The sequence below is a fragment of the Halopseudomonas oceani genome, from assembly GCF_963677335.1.
Taxonomy (GTDB): domain Bacteria; phylum Pseudomonadota; class Gammaproteobacteria; order Pseudomonadales; family Pseudomonadaceae; genus Halopseudomonas; species Halopseudomonas oceani.
Genome location: NZ_OY781932.1, coordinates 1707742 through 1724536 on the forward strand (window position 1 = coordinate 1707742; position 16795 = coordinate 1724536).

General features: G+C 61.3%; 13 protein-coding genes. 8 read left to right on the forward strand and 5 right to left on the reverse strand.

What is annotated here, in order from left to right:
* The first annotated feature begins 142 nt into the window (after positions 1-142).
* Positions 143-1303, forward strand: coding sequence for a nitric oxide-sensing protein NosP (gene nosP, locus ACKPCU_RS08095; protein WP_321351785.1), 1161 nt, complete (start codon positions 143-145; stop codon positions 1301-1303).
* The gene (locus ACKPCU_RS08100; RefSeq protein ID WP_407651835.1) at positions 1287-3887 is read left to right on the forward strand and encodes a NahK/ErcS family hybrid sensor histidine kinase/response regulator; all 2601 of its coding nucleotides are present in this window, start codon (positions 1287-1289) and stop codon (positions 3885-3887) included. Before nosP ends, ACKPCU_RS08100 begins: the two co-directional genes overlap by 17 nt.
* Positions 3888-4655: 768 nt before the next feature.
* Here ACKPCU_RS08100 and ACKPCU_RS08105 read toward each other — a convergent pair.
* The 5 genes from ACKPCU_RS08105 to ACKPCU_RS08125 all read right to left on the reverse strand — a co-directional run bounded on the left by ACKPCU_RS08105 (position 4656) and on the right by ACKPCU_RS08125 (position 9229).
* Entirely contained in the window at positions 4656-5318 is a 663-nt protein-coding gene (locus tag ACKPCU_RS08105) for a response regulator transcription factor (RefSeq protein WP_083724638.1), read from the reverse strand.
* Between the two features lie 203 nt (positions 5319-5521).
* Entirely contained in the window at positions 5522-6313 is a 792-nt protein-coding gene (locus tag ACKPCU_RS08110; RefSeq protein ID WP_321351284.1) for an ABC transporter permease, read from the reverse strand.
* Positions 6310-7047, reverse strand: a complete 738-nt coding sequence (locus ACKPCU_RS08115) for an ABC transporter ATP-binding protein (protein WP_407651836.1) — start codon at positions 7045-7047, stop codon at positions 6310-6312. The genes ACKPCU_RS08110 and ACKPCU_RS08115 overlap by 4 nt, the downstream gene beginning before the upstream one ends.
* Positions 7047-8021, reverse strand: a complete 975-nt coding sequence (locus ACKPCU_RS08120; RefSeq protein ID WP_321351285.1) for a YVTN family beta-propeller repeat protein — start codon at positions 8019-8021, stop codon at positions 7047-7049. The genes ACKPCU_RS08115 and ACKPCU_RS08120 overlap by 1 nt, the downstream gene beginning before the upstream one ends.
* Before the next feature lie 11 nt (positions 8022-8032).
* Entirely contained in the window at positions 8033-9229 is a 1197-nt protein-coding gene (locus ACKPCU_RS08125) for an ABC transporter substrate-binding protein (RefSeq protein ID WP_321351287.1), read from the reverse strand.
* A gap of 153 nt (positions 9230-9382) precedes the next feature.
* Between ACKPCU_RS08125 and ACKPCU_RS08130 the strand changes: the two genes are divergently transcribed.
* The 6 genes from ACKPCU_RS08130 to ACKPCU_RS08155 all read left to right on the forward strand — a co-directional run bounded on the left by ACKPCU_RS08130 (position 9383) and on the right by ACKPCU_RS08155 (position 16737).
* The gene (locus ACKPCU_RS08130; RefSeq protein ID WP_321351289.1) at positions 9383-9820 is read left to right on the forward strand and encodes a cupredoxin domain-containing protein; all 438 of its coding nucleotides are present in this window, start codon (positions 9383-9385) and stop codon (positions 9818-9820) included.
* 7 nt (positions 9821-9827) lie between these two features.
* Entirely contained in the window at positions 9828-11105 is a 1278-nt protein-coding gene (locus tag ACKPCU_RS08135; protein WP_321351290.1) for a sensor histidine kinase, read from the forward strand.
* Complete coding sequence (locus ACKPCU_RS08140) at positions 11102-11743, forward strand: response regulator transcription factor (protein ID WP_321351291.1); 642 nt, start codon at positions 11102-11104, stop codon at positions 11741-11743. Before ACKPCU_RS08135 ends, ACKPCU_RS08140 begins: the two co-directional genes overlap by 4 nt.
* 192 nt (positions 11744-11935) lie before the next feature.
* Complete coding sequence (gene exaC / locus ACKPCU_RS08145; protein WP_096006377.1) at positions 11936-13456, forward strand: acetaldehyde dehydrogenase ExaC; 1521 nt, start codon at positions 11936-11938, stop codon at positions 13454-13456.
* Between the two features lie 752 nt (positions 13457-14208).
* The gene (locus ACKPCU_RS08150) at positions 14209-14976 is read left to right on the forward strand and encodes a hypothetical protein (RefSeq protein ID WP_321351293.1); all 768 of its coding nucleotides are present in this window, start codon (positions 14209-14211) and stop codon (positions 14974-14976) included.
* A gap of 1224 nt (positions 14977-16200) precedes the next feature.
* The gene (locus ACKPCU_RS08155; protein WP_321351295.1) at positions 16201-16737 is read left to right on the forward strand and encodes a hypothetical protein; all 537 of its coding nucleotides are present in this window, start codon (positions 16201-16203) and stop codon (positions 16735-16737) included.
* Positions 16738-16795: the final 58 nt, after the last annotated feature.

The following is a 16795-nucleotide window of genomic DNA, read 5'->3' on the forward strand; positions in this document are numbered from 1 at the left end:
ACGGTGTGCAGTGGGGTGATGGCGAGTCCGGGTTACGCCAGCTCTGGCGTCGTTCCCAAGACCTACCAATTCAGTACTGAAGTAGCATAGGGCCGGGGCTTGCCTGCTCTCTAGAATCGTTGGCATGAACCCGATTTCCGGTATGCCCGACTTCAGCACCCAGCCGCTCGACGACTGCTTTCGCACCGCCATGACCGAGGCGACCGACCCGGACGCTGCGGCGCAGGATCTGGCGCGCCAGTTATTGCACCCGCATCTGGGCTGTGTGCTGTTCTTCTGCTCGGCCGAATACCCCCTCGACAAACTGGCGACCGCGCTGGATCAGCACTTTGGCGGCGTCATGCTGCTGGGCTGCACCACTGCCGGAGAAATCAGCGCCGCAGGGTATGGCCGCGGCTGCATCAGCGCGGTTGGGCTGGATCTGCGCACCTTCGCGGTTGACTGCACGCTGATCCGAGCGCTCGACAGCTTCAGCCTGGTTGAGGCCCAGCAGGCGGTAGAGCGCATGCTTGGCCACTGCCGGCAGGTCAATCTGGCGCCGGTCAAGGATCACACCTTCGCGCTGACCATGCTCGATGGCCTGTCCAGCCGCGAGGAATTGGTGCTCAACACCCTGAGCGCCGCGCTTGGCAGCATTCCCCATTTCGGCGGTTCAGCCGGCGACGACAACCACCTGAGCCATACCCACGTCTACTATCAGGGCCGCTTCCTTACCGGCGCGGCAGTGGTGGTGATGGTGAACACCTGGCTGGACTTTGAGGTGTTCACCACCCATCACCTCAAACCCACCGACAGCAAACTGGTGGTGACCGACGCCGACAGCAGCACCCGCACCGTGCTGGAACTGAACGCCGAACCCGCCGCCGAGGAATACGCCCGGCTAGTCGGCGTGCCGGTGGATGACCTGAGCGGCAAACACTTCGCCCTCGACGCGCTGGCCGTGCGCATTCGCGACCAGTTCTACGTGCGCTCGATTCAGCGGGTCAATCCGGACCGCAGCCTGACCTTCTACTGCGCGGTGGATACCGGCATCGTGCTCACGGCGATGACGCCGGGGGAGCTGCTGCCGAATCTGCGGCTGCGTTTTGAGCAATTGCGCCAGCGTCTCGGTGAACCGGTGCTGATCCTCGGCTGCGACTGCTTCCTGCGCCGCATGGAATCCGAGCTGCGCGGTGAAGACCAGCGCATGTCCGAGTTTCTCGCTGCCAACCGGGTGATCGGCTTCAACACCTACGGCGAGCAGTTCAACGGCATGCACATCAACCAGACTTTCACCGGGGTGGCCTTTGCATTCCCGCGTTGAGTTGCCGCTGCATGACCCGGAGCTGCTGGCCGAGCTGGAAGCCCTGCGCGCGGAAAACCGCAAACTCAAACGCATCAACGCTGCGCTGATCGAGCGGGTCGAATCCAGCTCCAGCCAGCGCACCGAAAGCTACGCCGCGTTTCAGCACTCGGTGGAACTTGCTGAACAGGTGCGTGAACGCACCCAGGCGCTAAACGACACCATGGCCGAGCTGCAGGCCAGCAACCGCCTGCTGAGCGATGCCCGTGCCCGCGCCGAGAAAGCCCACCACTACCTGATCGACGCCATCGAAAGCGTGCCCGATGCCTTCGTGCTGTTCGACGAGAACAAGCGCATCGTGCTCTACAACCGCCGCTTTGCCGCGTTCTGGCAGGGTACCGGCGTGCGCATCACCGAAGGCACCTCGCTGGGTGAGGTCAAGCGCATGGCGTTGAGCGCCGGGCTGATCGTCGATACCGACGCCGCTGCCGACGGCCATCTGCTGCACCAACTGCGTGACCAGCGCTGGATGCAGGTCAGCGAACGGCCGACCCGCGAAGGCGGGCTGGTGATCATGTACACCGACATCACCGACCTCAAGCAGTCTGAGAAGGCGCGGCGCGAGAAGGCGCTGGAGCAGAAGACCCGGCTGCTGCAGCGTACTGTCGACAGCCTGTCGCAGGGCGTGGCGGTGGTGAATGACGAAGGCGCGCTGGAAGTCTGGAACGGCCGCTTCCTGGAACTAGCTGGGCTGGCGCCGATTGAAGCCCACCGCCCGTTCGACGAGGTGATGGAAGACAGCGAACTGGAGCTGTTCACGCCCTACAGCCGCACCGAGCAGGGCGCGCCGGTGCTGACCTGCGAGCAGCATCTGGGCAATGGCCGGGTGCTGGAGGTGCGCACCCACCCCATGCCCACCGGCGGCTTCGTCAACACCTTTACCGACATCACCGAGCGCGACCTCTACGCCCGTGCGCTGGAGGACAGCGAGCGCTGGGTCAGGCTGATTACCGACCACGTGCCCGCGCTGATCGCCTACGTCGGTGCCGATCTGACCTATCAGTTCACCAACAAGGTCTATGAAGACTGGTACGGCTGGGCCCGCGGCGAGATTCTCGGTCACAGCCTGCACCGGGTGCACAGCGCCGAGCAGTACGCCCGCCTGGAGCCTTACATCGCCCGCGCCTTCAACGGCGAAAGCGTCAGCTTCGAGTTTGCCGAACCCAATCTGGACGGCCACCAGCGCTACTTGTTGCGCTCCTATGTGCCGAACCGTGACAGCGACGGCGAGGTGGTCGGTATCTTCGTGATGATCCGCGACATCACCGAGCGGCGGCGCACCTCCGAGGCGTTGCATCAGGCCTATCAGCATCTGGAGCAGCGCGTGCGCGAGCGCACTCAGGAGCTGACCGAAGTAAACAGCCAGATGCGCCAGGAGATCCGCGAGCGCGCCGAGGCCGAAGCGCGCCTGCGCGAAGCCAAGCGCGAAGCCGAGCAGGCTAACCTATCGAAAACCAAATTCCTTGCCGCCGTCAGTCACGACCTGCTGCAGCCGCTCAACGCCGCCCGGCTATTCACCGGCGCGCTGCTGGAGCAGCAGGTGCCAGAGGGCAGTGCATCGCTGGTGCGGCAGGTCAGCCACTCGCTGGAGGATGTTGAAAACCTGCTCGGCACGCTGGTCGACATTTCCAAACTGGACGCAGGGGTCATCAAGCCGGATATCAACGCCGTCTGCCTCGACAGCCTGCTCGACAACCTCGCCAACGAATACCGCCAGCTGGCCGCCAGCGAAGGCCTGCAACTGAGCTTTGTGCCCTGCAATGCGGTAGTGCGCAGCGACGCCCAACTGCTGCTGCGCATTCTGCGCAACTTCCTCACCAACGCCATCCGCTACACGCCGTCCGGGCGCATCTTGCTCGGCTGCCGTCGCCACGCCCACGGCCTGCGCATCGAAGTCTGGGACACCGGCATGGGCATCCCGGAAGACAAGCTGCAGGAGATTTTTCAGGAGTTCAAGCGGGTCAATCCTAGCGCCAACACCCGCGACCGTGGGCTGGGGCTTGGCCTTGCCATCGTCGACAAAATCGCCCGCATGCTCGGCCACCGTATCCGCGTGCGCTCGGTCGAAGGCCGCGGCTCGGTGTTCAGCGTCGATGTGCCGTTTGGCCGGCTGCAACCGACCGTGGTGCAGGAAGAGCCCGTCACCGCCCGTATCGGCGAACGCCTGCCGGGCTCCACCATCTGGGTGCTGGATAACGACGCCGCCATCTGCGCCGGCATGCGCACGCTGCTGGAAGGCTGGGGCTGCACCGTCATCACCGCGCTGTCCGAAGACGATCTCGCCGCCCAGGTCGACAACTTCCACGCCCAGGCCGACCTGCTGATCGCCGACTACCACCTCGACAACGACGTCAACGGCGTCGACGTCGTCCAACGCATCAACGCCCGCCGCAGCTCACCGCTGCCCGTGCTGCTGATCACCGCCAACTACAGCAACGCGCTGAAACTGCAGGTGCGCGAGCTGGGGCATGTGATTCTGCATAAGCCGGTGAAACCGATGAAGTTGAAGACGGCGATGAGTCATTTGTTGGCGGTGAGTGGGTGATCTTTGGGGTGCCCTGATATAGCGCGCGTGCTGCTTTCCGTTTCTTGGGCGGCATGCCGGGCGCGCTGCCCAGACTTCACGAATATCTTCGTCCTTTGACCTCCACTCCGTCATTCCCGCGAAGGCGGGAATCCAGAGGGAGTATCAGACAGCGCAATGGATCCCCGCCTGCGCGGGGATGACGTGAAGGGGTTGGGAAGGCCGAGTTCCAACTCGGCCATGACGTTGCACGGCGGTTCGCTGGTCGAGCGGGAGCTCGACCTTCCCGTGTGTGTGGTTTTGATTGCGGAGAAGTGGGGCGAGTGCGCACGGCCCCAGATCCCGTTTACGCGGGCGAGTAGCGCAGGGCTGGCGGGAGAAAGGACGGCAGCATGTCTGAGGCTCGCAGAGCCGAGTTCTGCCGGCCCCCGTCAGGCCGAGCAACGCAGCGAACCCGAAGGGCCGCGTAGTCGGGTGCCCCGGGGGATCGCTAAGGGGGGCTGGGCAAGCAGCCCCCCTTGGCTCGCCGGGAAGGCGAAAGGCGTGGGAGCAGAGTGCAGGTAGCTTGGCCGAGACAACCCTACGTCACTACCCCGTCATTCCCGCGCAGGCGGGAATCCAAAGAAGGTATCAGGCGGCTAACTGGATTCCCGCCTTCGCGGGGATGACGTGGAAGGGGGGGGGTATCTGAGTGGCCGCAACTCCGGGTTGAGATGGAGCCGGGCACGGCATGCCGTGCGCCTACGAAAGCGGCGTTAAAACGTAGGCCGAAGGGTAAAAAGCGCCCGCTCAGCGCCGCAAATACGCACTGAAATCCACATCACTGGCCGACAAAATCGCCTGCACCCTGTTATGCACATTCAACTTGCGCAGAATTGCCGACACGTGGGCTTTCACCGTGGTTTCGGCGATGTCGAGGTGGTAGGCGATCTGTTTGTTGGACTCGCCCTTGGCCATGCGCTCGAGCACCAGCAGTTGCTTGCGGGTGAGGGCGTAGAGCAGTTCCGGGGAGATGGGGTATTCCTCGGGGTTGCGGCGGGTGATGGTGTGGTTGGCGCGGATGATGTCGGAGGGCAGGTAGACGTTGCCGTCGAGGATCTGTTCGATCGCTTCGGTCATTTGCGCGCGCGGCGAGGATTTGGTGATAAAGCCGACTGCGCCGTAGGTGATGGCCTGCAGCACTACCTGCTTGTCTTCCTCGGCGGAGACGATCACCACCGGAATCGACGGCGACTCGTTGCGCAGCGTGATCAGGCCGTTAAGGCCGTGCATGCCGGGCATGTTCAGATCCAGCAGAATCAGATCCAGGTCGTCCTGTTCCCGGGCTATGGCCAGAGCACTATCCAGGTCGCAGGTTTCCAGCAGCTCGCTGCCGGGAAACCCGCTACTGATGACGTTGCAGATGGCCTCGCGAAACAACGGATGATCATCAGCTATCAGTATCTTGTACATGGCTTGGGCAACCTGTTTTTGTTGTATTTGGTCATGCCGGGCAACGCTGGCCCGGTGGTATCAGTTGGTATTACACCCCCGGTGGGGCGTCTTGCAAATGATACATTCGCACAACGAACCGGTACTAAAGTAGTAATCCCGGCCCGGAGGGCCGGGAGCCGCAAGCTTCAAGCGAAAAGCGGCGCGGGTGCTTGGTGTGCAACTTAGCCCCGAACCGCCGCGCGCTGCGGGTTGAAGGTCAGCACCGCCGCCAGGCTAAACAGCAGCCACAACCCAAGGCAGACCAGCAGTGCGGTCAGGTTGAACTGCTGATACAGCGCAAAGCGCACCAGTTCGACCGCGTGGGTGAACGGGTTGAGCGCACACAGCCAATACAGCCACTCACTCGACTCGCGCATCTTCCACAGCGGATACAGCGCCGACGACAGGAAAAACAGCGGGAAGATGACGAAGTTCATCACCCCAGCAAAGTTCTCCAGTTGACGAATGCCGTTGGACAGCAGCAGACCCAGCGAACTCAGCAGCAGCGCCGCCAACAGCAATGCAGGCGCGGAGGCCACTAGGCCCCAGAGCGGTGGGCGAATGTCAAAGCACCAGGCAATCGCCAAAAAGGCGTACACCTGAATCAGCGACACCAGCGCGGTGGCCAGCAGCTTGCACAGCAGCAGGAAGGGGCGCGGCAGCGGGCTCATCAGCAGCACGCGCATGCTGCCCATCTCCCGGTCGTAGACCATCGACAGCGAGCCCTGCATGCCGTTGAACAGCAAAATCATGCAGCACAGCCCGGGCAGGATGTAGGTCTCGTAGGTGATGTAGGTGCTGTACGGCGGGATGATCGAAACGCCCAGCGCGGCGCGAAACCCGGCGGCGAACACCAGTAGCCACAGCAGCGGGCGCACCAGTGCGCTGAGAAACCGCGAGCGCTGCTGGAAGAAGCGCAGCCACTCGCGTTGCATCACGCCCTGCAGGCAGTTGAGGTACTGGGCGGTGGTCATAGGGCGGGTTCCTCGCTGGCGCGGCTGAGCCGCTCGAAGGCATCACTCAGGCTCTCCTGAGTCGCGCCGTTGCTCAGCGCGTCGGCTTGCCCCTGGGCGACCACGCGGCCGCGGTTGAGCATCACCACCGGGTCGCTGGGCAGAATCTCGTCGAGCAGGTGAGTGGTCCAGATCACCGTCAGTTGCTGCTCATCGCACAGCGCACGCACGTGCTGATTGAGCGCCCGGCGGCTGGCCTGATCCAGGCCGACGCTGGCCTCGTCGAGCAGCAGGATGCGCGGTTGATGGAGCAGGGCGCGGGCGATCTCGACTCGCCGCCGGTGGCCGCCGTTCAGTGCGCGTACCCGCTCGTGCTGGCGCTCGCCGAGCTGTTGGCGGGCCAGTTCGGCGTCGATGCGCTGCGCCGCCTCGCGCCGCGACAGGCCGTGCAGGGCGGCGTGGTAGGCCAGGTTCTGGCGCACGCTGAGGTCCAGATCCAGCGTGCTCTGCTGAAATACCACACCGAGCTGGCGCAGCGCCGCGCGCGGGTGCTGGCGGATCGACAAACCGTCGAGCAGGATGTCGCCCTGCTGCAGGTCGTAGAGGCGGCTGAGCAGCGCGACCAGCGTGGATTTGCCCGCGCCGTTGGGGCCGAGCAGGGCGTTCAGGCAGCCCTGCTGACAGCTGAAATCCACCTGATCGAGTGCGGTGCGATCGCCATAGGCAAAACTGACTCCTTGCACACAGATGCTCATCAGGGGGTAATCACCACGCCCCAGGGGAAGCGGCCGACCCTGATCGACTTCACTACCTCCAGGTCCTGGACGTTGACCACGGATACGTCGCCGCTGATGCCGTTGGTGGTCAGCAGCAGGCTTTCATCGGTGTTGAACGCCATGTGCCAGACGCGGCGGCCCACCAGCAGGTAATCCAGTACCTCGAAGGTGTTGGCGTCGACCACCGCCACGTGGTTGGCCGGGCCAAGGGCGATGAAGGCGTATTTGCCGTCGCGGGTCAGGCGCACGCCAACCGGCTGAATGCGGTCCGGGTGAATGCCCTTGATCTCGAAGGTCAGCACCTTCTTCACTTCCCGCGAATCCACGTCCAGCACGGTGACGGTGCCACCGATCTCGGCCGAGGCCCACAGCGTTTTGCTGTCGTGGCTGAACTCGACGTGGCGCGGGCGCTGGTCAACTAGGGTGTTGTCGACCAGTTCGTTGGTGGTGGTGTCGATCCAGTGCAGCATGTTGGTGGTTTCGCTGGTGTTCACCGCCCACTTGCCATCCGGGCTGACCGCCATGCCTTCGGGCTCCACGCCCACGTCGATCTGTGCCAGCACCTCGGCGGTCGGCACGTCGACCACGGTTACCAGCGCGTCGTCTTCGTTGGAGATGTACAGGGTGCGGTCGTTCGGATGCAGCGCGAACTGCTCCGGGTCGGCCCCGGACGGCAGTTCCTGCACGATGCGACGGGTCGCCAGATCCATGATCTGCACGGTGTCGGAGTCGCTGGCGCAGATGAACAGCTTGCTGTTGTCGCTCGACAGCAGAATGCCACGCGGGCGCATGCCGACCTCCAGCGTGTCGGTCACCTCCAGGGTATTCATGTCGATCACCGAGATGGTGTTGTCCTTCTCGTTGGAGACGTAGGCCGTCTCGGCCAGAGCAGCGGTGCTTGCGGTGGTGATCAGCGCGGCCAGCAGGGCGTAGCGAAAGGGCAGGGTAGTCATGGGCAGCTCCATCAGCTCTTGTTCAGGTGTTCGGCGATGCGGCACTGGCTCTCGGGCTCGTCGTAGCCGAGGGTGTCCAGGTCGGTGCCGGGGTGCAGGAAGCCGTCCTGCGGTGAGGTAGTAACCAGTGCGCGAGGCTGCACCAGCGCAATCGGCTGGCGTAGCTGACCGCTCCAGGTGCGGTAGCTCAGTTTGCGGCCCTTGAATCCGTCCATCGGCAGGCGGTCGCTGACGCTGAGTGCGGCAATGGCGCTGGCATCGGTGGTGTTGAGGGTGGTGACCGCCGCGCCAATCGAGCGCACGGCCAGCCAGGAAGCGAAGTCCAGACTGTTCATCCAGCGCCCGGCGTGTTCCTCAAAGCGCTTCTGCAACTGCGCCGCGCCGTAGGTTTCGATGGTCTTGTGCCAGCCGACCGGGGTCAGGCCCTGGGTGCCGGCCACCGGGCGGGGATACCAGGTGTTGTAGGGGATGTATTCGCCAAAGTCGCCGCGCTCGTCGGCCACCAGCACCACGTCGTACTCATCGGTCTGGGTGAACAGCGGCACCTCGGCCTGCGCGGCGCGGCGCAGGTCGGTATCAAAGCTCCACTCTTTCTCCGCGACGATGCGCATACCGTAGCGCTGGGCGGCCCGCTTGAGGGCATTGGCGTAGGCCTGATCCGCTTCGTTTGGGCCGCTGATCAGCAGCCAGCGCTTGAGTTTGCGGCTGAGCAGAAACTGACCCAGCGCGTCGGCCAGCATGGCGCGGCTGGGCAGGGTGTGCAGCACGTTGGGCAGGCACTGGGTGGTGCGCAGGGCGTCGTCATAACTGCCGGCGTTGAACAGCAGGCTGTCGCCAAACTCGGCAGACAGGGCGCTCAGCGCGCTGGCCGGCAGGTTGCTGATGAACAGTCGCACGCCGTCGGCATGCAGGGCACGGGCGGCGTCGAGGGTGGCATCCAGCTCGGGCTCGCTGGCGGTGAGCAGCTGGTAGTTGTGCTTGAGGAAGCGGCCGGTGGTGTTGTTGTCGACGATGGCGAGTTCCGCGCCGCGCAGCCCGGCATCGGTTGGCTCGGGGATCACGTTCGACAGCACCGGGCCGGGGTCGGGTGTCCAGGTCACGTAGCCGATGCGCACGTCCAGCGGCTCGGCGTATGCTTGTTCGGCCACCAGCGTGGCCGCGCACAGGGCGAGCACGAAGAATGCAGTTTGGGTGAGCAGCGGGCGCATCGGGGCCTCCTTTTTGTTGTGGCCCCAGCATAGGAACCGCCCGCCGGCGGGGAAATATGAAGAAAGTACCAATCGCCCGGTACCAAGGTACTATTTCGGCCCGCGACAGGGTCTTTAGCATGGCAGCAGCACAATAAAAAAAGGACTGCCTCCATGTCGCGTACCCGCACCCTGCTGCACGTCAGCCTCATGCTCGTCTGCCTGATTGGCACCGACCGCCTGTTTGCCGCTGGTGATCTGACCCGTCGCACCACGCCCTTGCCTGATCTGGTGCTGGGCAACGACGAGAGCGACTTCGCCCTGAGCCAGACCGAATACGAGCTGGAAACCGGCAAGGCCTACCAACTGATGGTCATCTCCTCCGGGATGAAGGAATACGCCTTCCAGGCACCTGACTTCTTCAAGACCGTGCACCTGCGCAAAGTCGAGGCCGGTGACGTGGAAATCAAACCCGCCGTGCTGCACGAGCTGGAATTCGAAGAGGCCGGTGAGGCAGAAATTTTCTTCACCCCGCTGATCCCCGGCCGCTACGCCTTCTATCTCAAGGGCTACGAGAGCAAGGGGATGCAGGGCACCTTCGTCGTCCGCTGAGGCCCCGATGAAAACTCTGCCGCTGGCGGCGCGCCTGTACGCGGGAGTGCTGCTGGCCTTCGCCGCGATGTTGCTCAGCCTGCTACTGGTGTTGCTGCAGCAGGCCGAAAAGGATCTGGTGCGCGAACTGCACGCCAGCCGCGCGCTGGCCTTGCAACTGTTCGATGGCCTGTCGCGCAGCGCCAGTTCACCCGACCCGCAGCAATTCGATGGCCTGCGCCACCTGCGCATCAGCCGCCTAGGTGAAGTGCCGCCTGCGGCCACCGCCGAGGACGTGCCGCGCTGGCTGGTCAACTGGCTGCAACCGGCGGTGGATGAGCGCTTCCCGCCGCTGACGCTGTCGTTCAACGACGGCTCCCAGTGGCACATCACCCCCGACCCCCACGATGAACTCGGCGAAATCTGGGAATCGGTGCAGCTCCTGCTGCTGGTGTTTGCCGCCGCGCTGGCGGTCTCGCTGCTGGCCATTCATTGGGCGCTCGGGCGTGGCCAGCGCGCCTATCAACAACTACTTGGCGGCCTGCATGAGGTCGCGGCTGGGCGCTTCAACACGCGGCTGGCCGCCAGCCAGCAACCGGAACTGAACCAGTTGGCCGAGCGCTTCAACAGCATGACCGGCGCGCTGCAGCAAGCCGAGCAGCGTAACCAGAACCTGACCGAGCGGCTGCTCAGCGTGCAGGAAGATGAGCGCACGCAGCTGGCCCACGCGCTGCACGACGATCTGGGCCAGTACCTCACCGGCATCCGCGCCCAGACCTTTATGCTGCAGCACAGCCGCAGCGCCTCGCCCGAGCAGATCGAGCAGCTCAGCCAGCAATTGATCGGTAGCTGCGACGGCCTGCAGCAGGGCTTTCGCGCGTTGGTGCGAGATCTGCACCCGGTGGTGCTGCAGCGCCTTGGGCTGGAACAGGCGTTGGCCCAACTGAGCGAACAATGGCAGGTGCAGCACGGCATCGACTGCCGCCTGCTGCTGACCAACGACCTGCCCGAACTCACGCCCGAGGCCCGCGCGCATCTCTACCGGCTGGTGCAGGAAGCACTCAACAACGTCGCCCGTCACGCCCGCGCCACGCTGGTGCAGCTCTGGCTGGGCTGCGTTGGCGATCAACTGGTGGTGCGCATCGAAGACAACGGCCGCGGCCTGGAGCAGGGCAGCAACTGGGGCATCGGTATGCACTCGATGCACGAACGGGCCCGCTGCCTGGGCGCCGCGCTGCAGCTGCGCGGCGCAGAGCAGGGCGGGCTGATACTGGAACTGAGCATTCCCTGGAGGCAGGCAGCATGAACATCTTGCTGGTGGACGATCACGCGGTAGTGCGCCAGGGCTATACCAGCCTGCTGGCGATGATGCTCGGGCAGGCCGAGGTGCGCGGCGCGGAAAGCGGCGAAGACGCCATCGCCGCCGCCCAGCAGCGGGTGCCCGATTTGGTGATAATGGACATTGGCCTGCCCGGCATCAGCGGCATCGAAACCGCCCGCCGCCTGCTGCAGCGCTGGCCGCTGCTGCGTGTGCTGTTCTTCAGCATGCACGATGAACTGCCGCTGGTGCGTCAGGCGCTGGCCACCGGCGCACTCGGCTATATCACCAAGAACGCCTCGCCCGAGGTGCTGCTCGAAGCGGTTGGTCGCTGCCTCAAGGGCCATCGCTACATCGAACAGGAGCTGGCCACCCAGCTGGCCTGCGCCGGCAGCGATGAACGCCTAGACCCGCGCCTGCGCGACGTCACCCAGCGTGAGTTCGAGATCTTCGTCATGCTCGCCCGCGGCGTGCCACCCCGGCAGATCGCCGAGAACCTGTGCATCAGCAGCAAGACCGTCTCCAACAACCTCACCGTGCTCAAGCAAAAGCTCAACGTCAGCTCGCTGACCGAACTGGTGCATCTGGCGATTGATACCGGCGTGCTGCGGGTGCAGAGCGCCTGACCGCCGGTCAGGTTCCGCACCGCCGCGTCGTCTGGCGGCTAGCCTGAGAGAACGTCGTTGGTCGGCCAATCTACTACTAAATAACGACGTCAACCCTGCCAACGGCGCATACCAGACACCCCAGACCCGTTACTAAGATCGAACCATGACTTGACCCGTGCGGGGTCAGGCTTCGCTCAGAGGAAAACAACAATGATCTATGCACAACCTGGAGCCGAAGGCTCAGTCGTTTCCTTCAAGTCTCGCTATGGCAACTACATCAATGGCGAGTTTGTCGCGCCGGTTAAAGGCCAGTACTTCACCAACCTGACGCCGGTCACCGGCAACGCTGTCTGTGAAATCCCGCGCTCCACCGCAGAAGACATCGACAAAGCGCTGGACGCCGCCCACGCAGCCAAAGATGCCTGGGGCAAGACCTCCGTGCAGGCGCGCAGCAACATCCTGCTGAAAATCGCCGACCGCATCGAGCAGAATCTTGAACTGCTCGCCGTCACCGAAACCTGGGACAACGGCAAGGCCGTGCGTGAAACCCTGAACGCCGACATCCCGCTGGCCGTCGACCACTTCCGCTACTTTGCCGGCAGCATCCGTGCGCAAGAAGGCAGTGCCGCCGAGCTGGACGAGCACACCGCCGCCTACCACTTCCACGAGCCGCTGGGCGTGGTTGGTCAGATCATTCCGTGGAACTTCCCGCTGTTGATGGCCGCGTGGAAACTGGCGCCGGCCCTGGCTGCCGGTAACTGCATCGTGCTGAAACCGGCCGAGCAGACCCCGCTGAGCATTCTGGTGCTGATGGAAGTCATCGGCGACCTGCTGCCGCCGGGCGTACTCAACGTGGTCAACGGTTATGGTCGCGAAGCCGGTGAAGCGCTGGCCACCAGCACCCGCATCGCCAAGCTCGCGTTCACCGGTTCCACCCCGGTTGGCCGTCACATCCTCAAGTGCGCTGCGGAAAACATCATCCCGTCTACCGTCGAGCTGGGCGGCAAGTCGCCGAACATCTACTTCTCCGACATCATGCAGGCGGAAGAATCCTTCGTCAGCAAAGCCGTAGAAGGCATGGTGCTGGCGTTCTTCAACCAGGGTGAAGTGTGCACCTGCCCGTCCCGTGCGCTGATCCAGGAAGACATGTACGACGACTTCATCGGCATGGTGCTGGAGCGTACCCGTACCATCAAGCGCGGCAACCCGCTGGATACCGACACCCAGGTCGGCGCGCAGGCCTCCGAACAGCAGTTCGACAAGATCCTGTCCTACATGGAAATCGCCCGCGAAGAGGGTGCCGAGTTCCTGATCGGTGGCGGCGCAGAGCGTCTGGGTGCCGAGTTCGGCAACGGCTACTACATCCAGCCGACCCTGCTCAAAGGCCACAACAAGATGCGCATCTTCCAGGAAGAAATCTTCGGCCCGGTGGTCAGCGTCACCACCTTCAAGACCGAAGAAGAAGCCCTGGCGATTGCCAACGACACCGAGTTCGGCCTGGGCGCTGGTCTCTGGACCCGCGACATCAACCGCGCCTACCGCGTAGGCCGCGGCATCCAGGCCGGTCGCGTCTGGACCAACTGCTACCACATGTACCCGGCCCACGCCGCGTTCGGTGGTTACAAGAAGTCCGGCGTCGGTCGCGAGAACCACAAAATGATGCTCGACCACTACCAGCAGACCAAGAACCTGCTGGTCAGCTACGACGTTAACCCACTGGGCTTCTTCTAAGCCCACCCAGGCAAACCCCGCGCAGGTTGCTCCACCTGCCGGGGCGCTAGGGGCTGGTGGTGAGTTATCGGCCCTGAGTAGTACCCCTGAGGGAACATGCCCCTCGTTCTGCAAGTCTGTTCGTGAAACTTTGGCGTGACTTCGGTCACGCTTTTTTTTGTCTGGGATTTGGTGGGGGGGCTCTCTATCGCTCCGCTGCTGACCCGATCTCCGGTAGGGGCACGGCATGCCGTGCCCGTGGTGACATCTGCACCAACGTGACTGGCTAGACAGGACGACCTGTGCGCAGCTCACCTCTGCCTTTCGCCTTCACGGCGAGCAGGGGGAAATGCATGGCCATTTCCCCCTGCACCCCCTAGGCCACCCCGACTACGCGGCCCTTCGGGTTCGCTGCGTTGCTCGGTCTGACGGGGGCCGGCAGAACTCGGCTCTGCGAGCCTCAGACATGCTGCCGTCCTATTTCCCGCCAGCCCTGCGCTACTCGCCCGCGTAAACGGGGGCCCGGGGTCCGTGCAAGCAAGATGGTTTGCGCTCTAACCAAAAATCAGCTTGCCGTGTGTGCTCCTTTCGCTAAAGTAGGAAGCAACTCACAAATTTTGCTGCAGCGCGAATACGCCGAAAGCGCTAAGGAAGGCGATAACTGCATGATTCCATTAAAAAATGTCCGAATGTACTTTCGGCGTTATACCGAGCGCACTAATTATGTATTAGTGCTGCGTGCGATCTAATCACTGTTACATGCTAAGGAAGCTATGAGTATTACATTAAAGTTAATTGGCATATTCGGGGTTTTACTCTTTGGCGCCCTATTCTCAGTGACATTCGTCTCACCTGAGAAGGTTGAGGAATCCGCTAAAGGGTTCGTAAAAAGCCAGATTGAAAAGGATATCCGTGAAAAGCAACAGGCTATGGGCGAATCGTCAATAGCAGAAGCCGCTTTAAATATTGCCGGTAGGCTGGGTCTTGAAAAAGAGAAAATACAAGCTGATTTAGATAACAATCTACCTGAAAGAATTGCCAACATAGTTGCGGCTATGTGTGGTTATGATTGCGAAAAAAAGAAAGCCTTGGCTCAATCTATAGCTACAGGTTACATGGAGAGAGTTAAAAGTATTCAAATCGCTGAAAGCACGTTAAGCGACATAGTAAAAGGGAAATACCTTGAAATTGTAAGTAACCTAAAGTTTGATCTCAGAATATTTCTTGGCTCAAATTTAACAATGTTCTTTATTCTAATATCAATATCATTTCTAAAGCCAAGAGCAGTACAACATTTATTCCTTCCTGGTCTGTTGCTAGTGGTAGCTACAGTAGCAGCTTCAAGCATCTATATCTTCGGCCAAGATTGGTTTTATACAATTCTATATAACGACTACATGGGTTTTGGATATCTACTCTATATAGTAATAATATTTGGGTTTCTGATCGATATAACTTTCAATAAAGCTAGGGTCACAAGCGAAATAATTAATGGTATAGCAAATGCGGTTGGCTCTGCTTTCTCGGTAGTTCCGTGCTAGCTGCATGTAACAAGTCAATCAACTACGCGCCTTCGGCGCCGGACGCGCAAAAAGCGCACGCCCGGTTATTGAAGCGTTATAAGTCATGACGAATTTCACTGTGATTGAAAAAGATGCTTTGCTTAACTCGATTCAATATTGGATCGATAAGTGGGACTTTGAGTGCCCTACATTGTTTGGTCTGGAGAGGTCCGACTTAGTAGAGATAGTGAAGGGGTGGCCGGTCTCTTTAAATGCCAATGAGGAGCGCACTTTAATAGTATGTCTTGGAAGCCTTCGAGAGCTGTTACATGGTGCTAGCGCCGTTTCCAGGTCAGCAGTGCCTGAAATTATAGGTATCACGTATGAAGAGGCTTCGGCTTTGTGCGGACAAATTCACAGTGAGTGCCAAAATGCCTTATAACAAGCCGCTCAAATTCGTTCCGGCCACAAAAAGCGTGGCCTCCACCGGACTCGCTAACGCTCGCCGTTTAGCGGGGCGTTAGAGCTCAAGATCGTGGCCGAGGTTACTCACAACACTCTTATCACCAAAGCAGCCCGGACCGCGCTTCGCCCTATTGGATGTATCCAAAAGGGGCGGTCTCGCATATGGCTGGACGACCATCACTGGTGGGTTACGGTCGTTGAGTTTCAGCCCTCCGGATGGTCTAAAGGCACCTACTTGAATGTGGGGGCATGCTGGCTCTGGTATACAAAGGACTTCTTGTCGTTTGATGATGGCTACCGTGTCGACTCGTTTACGAGCGGGGAAAACCTCGAGGTCTTCGAGAGTGCAGTGGCAGGAGTCGCCGCTCGGGCAAAGCAGGAAGTGCTTCACTTCCGCCAGCGTTTTGCAACGCTTCACGCAGTCGCCAAGCATCTAAATAGCAAAGAGACGCGCCCGGGAGATATATGGAGCCACTACCATGCAGGCGTATCTGCTGGGCTCGTAGGCTGGCAGGCAGAATCCGAGCGTCGTCTTCGTGCAGCCCTTGCAGCAGAAGAAAGAGACGTAGAGTGGGTTAACAATCTCAAAACAGAATGTGATTGCCTGCTAAACCTTGTAAACGACGCGCCAGCATTTCGGAATCACATTTCGAGCGTTGTCGCTGCGAGCAGAGCAGCACTTAAACTCAAACCATGTACGGACGTTGCTTTCCCTGTGCTCTAGCATCCGGTGCTAGTTGTTCGCTTCGCTCACTAGGGGGCCTCAAGAAGAAATTGCTGCTGCCTATCGGTCACCAAATGAAAAATACAGCCCTGCTCACAACCTGCCTTTTAATCTCAGCTTGCTCAGCCTACGAAATTCGCCCTGTCGACCCTCAGCCCAATAGCGCAGCAACGCTGCTCGCTGGCACTGTACAGGTTGATGTTGATAGCTCTCAGGGATTGGGTGAGCAGTGGCTTGCGGAAGCATTAGTCGAAGAAGGCCTTGCTTCCTCCGTCACTCCATCAGCTGGTGAAGCGCCTTCGGATTACCTGCTGTCGTTAGAGTCGATGCAGACCGGTGCGTGCTTTTCGGAGCCCATGCTAACGGTGCTGACGCTAGGGCTAATCCCATCCGTTGGGTGTGCGGAAACTGGCTACAAAATCGAGCTGGCAGACAGCGAAGGCAAAACATTGTTAGCGACCAGTTCTGAGAGTAACGTCACCTCTGTATCTGGTCTCGCAGCATGGTTTCTGTTGCTGTCGCCTTCATGGGTGGGGGAGCGTGGGTTAACTGATTACGAAGCGCAGCGCATTGTTGAGGTGCTTTCTAAGTCGGAGGCTGCAGAAAGATGAGTGGCAGAGGGCAGATCAGATATGCCCACGCTTGCGGGCTGGTGGGCAAAGTTCCGCT

What these genes read in the sequence shown, in the direction of transcription:
- nosP (WP_321351785.1), top strand. Translation starts at nt 143, where the DNA reads ATGCCCGACTTCAGCACCCAGCCGCTCGACGACTGCTTTCGCACCGCC.
- ACKPCU_RS08105 (WP_083724638.1), bottom strand. Translation starts at nt 5,318, where the DNA reads ATGTACAAGATACTGATAGCTGATGATCATCCGTTGTTTCGCGAGGCC.
- ACKPCU_RS08110 (WP_321351284.1), bottom strand. Translation starts at nt 6,313, where the DNA reads ATGACCACCGCCCAGTACCTCAACTGCCTGCAGGGCGTGATGCAACGC.
- ACKPCU_RS08115 (WP_407651836.1), bottom strand. Translation starts at nt 7,047, where the DNA reads ATGAGCATCTGTGTGCAAGGAGTCAGTTTTGCCTATGGCGATCGCACC.
- ACKPCU_RS08120 (WP_321351285.1), bottom strand. Translation starts at nt 8,021, where the DNA reads ATGACTACCCTGCCCTTTCGCTACGCCCTGCTGGCCGCGCTGATCACC.
- ACKPCU_RS08125 (WP_321351287.1), bottom strand. Translation starts at nt 9,229, where the DNA reads ATGCGCCCGCTGCTCACCCAAACTGCATTCTTCGTGCTCGCCCTGTGC.
- ACKPCU_RS08130 (WP_321351289.1), top strand. Translation starts at nt 9,383, where the DNA reads ATGTCGCGTACCCGCACCCTGCTGCACGTCAGCCTCATGCTCGTCTGC.
- ACKPCU_RS08135 (WP_321351290.1), top strand. Translation starts at nt 9,828, where the DNA reads ATGAAAACTCTGCCGCTGGCGGCGCGCCTGTACGCGGGAGTGCTGCTG.
- ACKPCU_RS08140 (WP_321351291.1), top strand. Translation starts at nt 11,102, where the DNA reads ATGAACATCTTGCTGGTGGACGATCACGCGGTAGTGCGCCAGGGCTAT.
- exaC (WP_096006377.1), top strand. Translation starts at nt 11,936, where the DNA reads ATGATCTATGCACAACCTGGAGCCGAAGGCTCAGTCGTTTCCTTCAAG.
- ACKPCU_RS08150 (WP_321351293.1), top strand. Translation starts at nt 14,209, where the DNA reads ATGAGTATTACATTAAAGTTAATTGGCATATTCGGGGTTTTACTCTTT.
- ACKPCU_RS08155 (WP_321351295.1), top strand. Translation starts at nt 16,201, where the DNA reads ATGAAAAATACAGCCCTGCTCACAACCTGCCTTTTAATCTCAGCTTGC.